Source organism: Paracoccus sp. P2, assembly GCF_046335115.1.
Taxonomy (GTDB): Bacteria; Pseudomonadota; Alphaproteobacteria; order Rhodobacterales; family Rhodobacteraceae; genus Paracoccus; species Paracoccus pantotrophus.
Genome location: NZ_JBGOSN010000141.1, coordinates 1 through 1379 on the forward strand (window position 1 = coordinate 1; position 1379 = coordinate 1379).

Genomic DNA, 1379 nt, shown 5'->3' on the forward strand with positions numbered 1-1379 from the left:
ATGGCAAAGGCAAAGTTTGAACGGACGAAACCGCACGTCAACATCGGGACGATCGGTCACGTTGACCACGGCAAGACGACGCTGACGGCTGCGATCACCAAGTATTTCGGTGAATTCAAGGCCTATGACCAGATCGACGGCGCTCCCGAGGAGCGTGCGCGTGGCATCACGATCTCGACCGCGCATGTGGAATACGAATCGGAGAACCGGCACTACGCCCACGTGGACTGCCCCGGCCACGCGGACTACGTGAAGAACATGATCACGGGCGCCGCGCAGATGGACGGCGCGATCCTGGTGGTGAACGCGGCGGACGGCCCGATGCCGCAGACGCGCGAGCACATCCTGCTGGGCCGTCAGGTCGGCATCCCCTACATGGTCGTCTACCTGAACAAGGTCGACCAGGTGGACGATCCGGAACTGCTGGAACTGGTCGAGATGGAAGTGCGCGAGCTGCTGTCCTCCTACGACTATCCCGGCGACGACATCCCGATCATCAAGGGTTCGGCGCTGGCGGCGCTGGAAGGCCGCGACAAGGAGATCGGCGAGGATTCGATCCGCGCGCTGATCGCGGCGGTGGACGAATACATCCCGACGCCCGAGCGTGCGGTTGACCTGCCGTTCCTGATGCCGATCGAGGACGTGTTCTCGATCTCGGGCCGCGGCACGGTTGTGACCGGCCGTGTCGAGCGCGGCGCGGTGAACGTGGGCGACGAGCTCGAGATCGTCGGCATCCGCCCGACGAAGAAGACGACCTGCACCGGTGTCGAGATGTTCCGCAAGCTGCTGGACCGCGGGGAAGCCGGCGACAACATCGGCGCGCTGCTGCGCGGCATCGAGCGCGACGGCGTCGAGCGCGGCCAGGTTCTGGCCAAGCCCGGCTCGGTGACGCCGCATACCGAGTTCGAGGCCGAGGCCTATATCCTGACCAAGGAAGAGGGTGGCCGGCACACGCCGTTCTTCGCGAACTACCGTCCGCAGTTCTACTTCCGCACGACGGACGTGACCGGGACGGTGAAGCTTCCCGAGGGCACCGAGATGGTGATGCCGGGCGACAACCTGAAGTTCACGGTGGAGCTGATCGCGCCGATCGCGATGGAGGAGAAGCTGCGCTTCGCCATCCGCGAGGGCGGCCGCACGGTCGGCGCCGGCGTGGTGTCGAAGATCCTGAAGTGATCTGGCGGGGGCGGCGGCCCTGCGCCGCTGCCCCGCCCGGGATCATCGGGTGATCCCGCGAGGGATATCGCGATGAGGGGCCGCTCCGCAGGGGGCGGCCTTTCTGCTTGCCGCGGCGCGGCAGCCGGGGCGCTGCCCCGGACCCCGGGATATTTCGGCAAGAAAGAAGCAAGGCAAAGCGGACGCGCGGGAGAGGGGCCGGA

Annotated in this window: 1 protein-coding gene; it reads left to right on the forward strand. The window is 66.5% G+C overall.

The features are described from left to right. The coding region (gene tuf / locus ACDP63_RS24810; RefSeq protein WP_024843763.1) for an elongation factor Tu at positions 1–1176 on the forward strand (1176 nt) is incomplete at its 5' end. Positions 1177–1379: the final 203 nt, after the last annotated feature.